The sequence below is a fragment of the Bacteroidales bacterium genome (assembly GCA_021157585.1).
Lineage (GTDB): Bacteria > Bacteroidota > Bacteroidia > Bacteroidales > UBA12170 > UBA12170.
On sequence record JAGGWH010000049.1, the window covers coordinates 1 to 5073 of the forward strand.

General features: G+C 35.2%; 8 protein-coding genes. 4 read left to right on the forward strand and 4 right to left on the reverse strand.

The annotated features are described in order from the left end of the window. Positions 1–314 (forward strand): SAM-dependent methyltransferase (locus J7K39_03205; protein MCD6178891.1); only part of this gene is annotated, 314 nt, incomplete at its 5' end. A 92-nt stretch (positions 315–406) separates the two neighbouring features. Here J7K39_03205 and J7K39_03210 read toward each other — a convergent pair. The 4 genes from J7K39_03210 to crcB are packed head-to-tail and all read right to left on the reverse strand — an operon-like array spanning position 407 to position 1958. Continuing rightward, the gene (locus tag J7K39_03210; protein ID MCD6178892.1) at positions 407–676 is read right to left on the reverse strand and encodes an acylphosphatase; all 270 of its coding nucleotides are present in this window, start codon (positions 674–676) and stop codon (positions 407–409) included. Between the two features lies 1 nt (position 677). Then, a complete protein-coding gene (locus J7K39_03215; protein ID MCD6178893.1) occupies positions 678–1247 on the reverse strand; it encodes a hypothetical protein in 570 nt (189 codons plus the stop codon). Position 1248: 1 nt separating this feature from the next. Beyond that, complete coding sequence (locus tag J7K39_03220) at positions 1249–1572, reverse strand: DUF190 domain-containing protein (protein ID MCD6178894.1); 324 nt, start codon at positions 1570–1572, stop codon at positions 1249–1251. Positions 1573–1577: 5 nt separating this feature from the next. Continuing rightward, entirely contained in the window at positions 1578–1958 is a 381-nt protein-coding gene (gene crcB, locus J7K39_03225) for a fluoride efflux transporter CrcB (GenBank protein ID MCD6178895.1), read from the reverse strand. A gap of 105 nt (positions 1959–2063) precedes the next feature. Here crcB and J7K39_03230 point away from each other — a divergent pair, with 105 nt between their 5' ends. The 3 genes from J7K39_03230 to J7K39_03240 form a co-directional block, all read left to right on the forward strand. Beyond that, the gene (locus tag J7K39_03230; GenBank protein MCD6178896.1) at positions 2064–4076 is read left to right on the forward strand and encodes a urocanate hydratase; all 2013 of its coding nucleotides are present in this window, start codon (positions 2064–2066) and stop codon (positions 4074–4076) included. A gap of 18 nt (positions 4077–4094) precedes the next feature. Next, positions 4095–4646: a hypothetical protein gene (locus J7K39_03235; protein ID MCD6178897.1), complete on the forward strand. Its 552-nt coding sequence runs from the start codon at positions 4095–4097 to the stop codon at positions 4644–4646. Between the two features lie 36 nt (positions 4647–4682). Then, a partial coding sequence (locus J7K39_03240) for a TIGR00730 family Rossman fold protein (protein ID MCD6178898.1) occupies positions 4683–5073 on the forward strand: 391 nt, incomplete at its 3' end.

Genomic DNA, 5073 nt, shown 5'->3' on the forward strand with positions numbered 1-5073 from the left:
ATTGGAATAAAAGAACAGAGTTGTTTCCTGACTTTTGGTTTGAAAAACGTAAGATTAAGCTTGAAGATATTGATTTGCCGATTAAAGCATTTGATTTGGTCTATTTCGATGCTTTTAATCCCGATTTGCAACCAGAATTATGGACAGAAGAAGTTTTTCAGAAAATCTATTTGGCTATGAAATCCAAGGGGATTCTAATGACCTATTCCGCTAAAGGAAAAGTAAAAAGAGCATTAAAAGCAGCGGGCTTTATTTTAAATGCTTTACCCGGACCTATTGGTAAACGGGAGATTACGCAGGCGATAAAAATGTAATTTTTTTCACTTTTTATTTGCGTCTTTGCACCTTTGCGAGATAAAAGTTTCATTACAAATCTCTGCGTTTCTGCGGCTTTACGAGATTCAACTTACCTAACATTAAACCCATCCCATTCCCGATTTGGAAGGTTGCTAATTTTAATGTCAAGTACTCTTGCCCAATCCGGTCCTTTTTTGCACCAGTCGATAAAAGTATTTATGTCTATATCTCCGCCTGAAGCTTCAATATAAACAGAACCGTCGGCTTTGTTTTGTACAAAACCATTTACATTACATTCTTGGGCTTTCTTTTTGGTGTAATACCGAAATCCAACACCTTGAACTTTCCCCGAAATACGTATGCTTACTGTTCTCTTCATCTTATTCTCCTAAACGATAGCGCATTTGTTTATCTATTTTCTCAAAAAGCTTTTGTGGATTATAGGTTCGCCAATCCAAAGCATCAAATTCGCCACCAAAAGAAATATAATAGTCTAAACGAGCAGCTTTTATTTCATCTAAGTTATGGTCGAGAAAATTCAGTCCGACTATCCAACCATCATCTAAATTATCAAACCACTCTTGATAATAACTATCATCATCGGCATGAAAATTCAAAATATTTTCGCCTATTAGAATAAATTTATTAATTCCGTTTTCCGTCATTTCTTCCACTACATTTCTGTACAAATACATAATGTCGTTATATAAAATATCGTTCCATTCTCCAATAAATTCCCAAATTGTAAAGCCCAGATCGTAATTGGTATACAGGATTTTCATATAAAGCGTGAGCGAACCAAAGTCATCCCATTGTGGATGGATATAAGTATCGTAAATACGGTGATTAAGTGATATTTCACTATATTTTCTTCCAAAAAATGGCGATTGTTTATCAGTTTCGGCGCTATAAATATTACGCCAATTGTAATAGGGTTCAAGTTCTACCATCTTATTTTTTGCTGACCCAAATATCTTGTAAACTTAGTAAACCGCCTTTATAACGTTGCTTCACGTAATCTACTAAAGGTAAGAGTTTTTCCATGTCATCGACTAAAGAAATAACAACGGGTAATTCGTTTGAAATACGCAAAATACTGCTGGAATGAATGTGTTGTCTGCTTCCAAAACCTCCTTTGGTTTGCATTACAGTAGCTCCTGAAATCCCTAAACTATGCGCTTTTTCTATTACCAGACGACAAAGACTATCGCCTTTGTACGAATCATTTTCGTTTAAGATAAGCCGAAATTCAGTTTTTTTTACAAAGCCTTCCATAACCCTTAAGATTGATGAACAAAATAAGTTGCAGAAATATAGCCTAAATATACAAAAAATAAACCTAGAATATTAGCACCGGCTATATTGACTAATGCAAACTTAATGTCACCATCTTTAAAAAGATTAAGACTTTCGAACATAAAAGTTGAAAAGGTTGTGAAGCTCCCAAAAATACCAATAAATAAAAAGAGCTTTAGGTTTTCAGGGATATTCTCTTTCCCGAAAAGTATAAATGCGAAGCCAATTAAAAACGACCCTAAGAGATTTACGAAGAGTGTTCCCAAAGGGAAAGTTCCAAAATAATATTTATGTGGAAAACCGGATAATAAATAACGTAAGACCGATCCTATTATACCTCCAAAAGCGATGTAAAGCAATTTCATTCTATATGATTTTGAATCAGCAAATATACAAAGATTCGGTTTTCTGAAAAGCTTTGTTTTTTCTCCAAATGAATTCGTAATTTTGTACATCTAAAAATGATAACAATGAATTTAACCGAATTTCAAAAACAGATATTAGCGGGTATTCCTGAAGTGCTGCCTCAAGCAAAAGCCTACGATGCTGAGATAAATCATGCTCCAATTAGAAAAGATATTTTAAGTCTTAATGAAAAAAAATTAGCCTTAAAAAATGCACTTCGCTATTTTGATGTTAAACATCATGCAATTTTAGCTCCGGAGTTTGCGGAGGAACTTAAGAAATACGGACGTATTTATATGTATCGTTTTCGCCCCGATTATAAAATGCATGCTCGTCATATTAATGATTTTCCACATCAGTCGAAACAAGCAGCTGCCATTATGCTTATGATTCAGAATAATTTGGATTATGCTGTGGCTCAGCATCCTCACGAATTAATAACTTATGGTGGAAATGGTTCTGTTTTCCAAAATTGGGCTCAATATTTACTCACTATGAAATATTTAGCCACTATGACCGACGAACAAACTTTAGCGATGTATTCGGGTCATCCAATGGGTTTATTCCCTTCGCATAAAGATGCACCAAGAGTTGTAATTACTAACGGTATGGTTATTCCAAACTATTCAAAACAAGACGATTGGGAGAAGTTTAATGCTTTGGGCGTTTCTCAATACGGACAAATGACAGCAGGCTCTTTTATGTATATCGGTCCTCAAGGAATTGTTCATGGAACAACTATTACGGTAATGAATGCAGCTAGAAAAGTAGCTAAACCCGACGAAGATCCTTTTGCCGGAAAGTTATTCTTGACTTCCGGTTTGGGTGGAATGTCAGGTGCTCAACCAAAAGCAGGAAATATTGCTAAAGTGATTTCTGTAGTGGCTGAGGTAAACCCAAAAGCAATACAAACTCGTCACTCTCAAGGATGGGTAGATGAGGTTTTTGATGATTTGAATTTACTTGTTAAAAGAGTAAAAAAAGCTAAAGCCGATAAAGAGATTGTTTCCATAGCTTATCAAGGAAATATTGTAGATATTTGGGAGAGGTTTGACGAAGAAAATATTTTTGTCGATTTAGGTTCCGATCAAACATCACTTCATAACCCTTGGGCAGGTGGCTATTTCCCTGTTGGATATTCTCTTGAAGAATCTTTGGAAATGATGGCACATAAGCCCGATTTATTTAAAGAAAAAGTGAAAGAATCGTTGCGCCGACAAGCAGATGCAATAAATAAACATACTGCAAAAGGTACTTATTTCTTTGATTATGGAAATGCATTTTTATTAGAAGCTTCTCGTGCAGGTGCTAATGTTATGGCCGAAGATGGAATTACTTTTAAATATCCGTCTTATGTTCAGGATATTATGGGGCCATTGTTTTTCGATTATGGTTTTGGTCCTTTCCGCTGGGTTTGTACTTCTAATGATCCTGAAGATTTAGAAACAAGCGATAAAATTGCTGCTGATATTTTGAGTGAGATTATGCAAAATTCCCCTAAAGAAATTCAAAGTCAGATGGCGGATAATATTCAGTGGATTAATGGTGCTCAAGAAAATAAATTAGTAGTTGGATCGCAAGCGCGTATTCTTTATGCCGATGCTGAAGGTCGTATAAAAATTGCAGAGGCTTTTAATAAGGCTATCGCTGATGGAAAAATAACTGCTCCTATAGTTTTAGGTCGAGATCATCACGATGTTTCAGGAACAGACTCTCCTTATCGTGAGACTTCCAATATATATGATGGTTCTTCTTTTACTGCAGATATGGCTATCCAAAATGTTATTGGAGATTCTTTCCGAGGCGCTACTTGGGTGAGTATTCATAATGGTGGTGGAGTAGGCTGGGGCGAAGTTATAAATGGTGGTTTTGGTATGTTGTTGGATGGAACTCCCGAAGCCGATCGCCGTTTAAAATCCATGCTTTATTGGGATGTAAATAATGGTATTAGTCGTAGAAGTTGGGCTAGAAACGATGGTGCTGTTTTTGCTGCAAAACGTGCAATGGAAAGTAATCCTGATTTAAAAGTGACATTGCCTAATTTCGCTGATGATAATCTAATAGATAGTTTATTCTAAACTGTAAAACAATAAGTTATGGGAAATATCTCACGTCGTTTTAAATCAATGTTTGCTAGCCAAAAGAAAATTTGGCAGCAGTTTGCTGCTTCAATAAACGCAGAATATATTGATAATGGATTGCTTAAACCTACTGTAATCACTAAAAAATTTGAGTGGGGCAAAATTGTCATAGATTCTTATAGTAAAATGAAGGGTAGGGCAAGTGTAACCTACACTCGTTTTCAAACGGAATGTCGAAACCCAAAAAACTTGCATTTTAGAGTTGATAGAAAAACTTTATTGAATAGTAAAGCTCCAAAAGGCTTAGAAAAGGTGATAACTGAACATGTTGATTTTGATCGTTTATTCCGTTTATTTGTTTCTGAAAAGCGAGAGGTAATGCGATTGTTAAGTAGAAATATTCTTGTAGATATTGCCAATCAACAACCTTATAACGATATCAGAATTGAACTGAAAGAAAATAATTTAGTGCTTCGTATAACACCTTTAAATAAAGATTTAGAACAGCTTAAATCTCTTTTTAAATTAGTAGAAACCTTACATAATAAAATTGATACTGAATATTAAATTTTGATGTAAACCAATTCTTTTACCTTTGTGCATATGAGTAAAATTTGTGTTTTTTGCGGCTCAAGTATGGGCTTTGATGATATTTACAAACAGAAAGCCCTTGAGCTGGCTGATTATTTTATAGAAAAAGGCCATAGCCTTATTTATGGTGGTGCCGATGTGGGCTTAATGAAAATTATTGCCGATCGTATGTTGGAAGCGGATATGGAAGTAATTGGAGTTATGCCGCAATATTTGGTGGATAAAGAAGTGTCTCACTCTGGAATTACGAAATTGCATATTGTAGAAAGTATGGCCGAGCGGAAGAATTTGCTTATCGAAATTTCGGATGCTTTTATTGCTATGCCCGGAGGTTTTGGAACCCTTGATGAATTAGCTGAAGTGTTGGTATTGGATCAGTTGCAGATTATTTCTAAACCAATGG